Annotated in this window: 1 protein-coding gene; it reads right to left on the bottom strand. The window is 37.6% G+C overall.

From position 1 onward, the window contains the following. Positions 1-308: hypothetical protein (locus tag A3712_RS24095; protein WP_197465911.1), on the bottom strand; the 308-nt coding region annotated here is incomplete at its 3' end. Positions 309-424 lie beyond the last annotated feature (116 nt).

Here is a 424-nt window from a genome sequence, read left to right as displayed (position 1 = left end):
TGTATACTTATTGTACTAACTCCATTTGTACCAACATCAATAGTTCCTACACTCTTTGCTTGATGAACAACATAAATATTGTTTGTGCCGCTAGGAGGTGCACCAGTAAACGATAGTGTTGTTCCAGATAAAGTGTATGCTGAGTTAGGGTCTTGTCTTACATTACCAACAAATACTTCAATGTCTAATACTGAAGAAGGTGCTACATCTAATGTAAATGCAGTTGTGCTTCCATCACCATTAAATCTCTTGCCTACAAGAGATTGAAAAGTATTTTGTGTATCTATAGGGTTACCTACATATGCCATCTTANGTTATCTCCATCATTGATATAGCAATGTCCGCTGATCCAGATGCTGTCAAAGACAACGTATCTGTAGCTTCCATTACCACTTTGTTACCTGCAAGTAACTCCAACGTTCCA

The sequence above is a fragment of the Vibrio sp. HI00D65 genome, from assembly GCF_001635455.1.
In the GTDB taxonomy this organism is placed as follows: Bacteria; Pseudomonadota; Gammaproteobacteria; order Enterobacterales; family Vibrionaceae; genus Vibrio.
The sequence above is the reverse complement of the archived record's forward strand: the minus strand, read 5'-3'. Positions and strand labels throughout refer to the sequence as shown.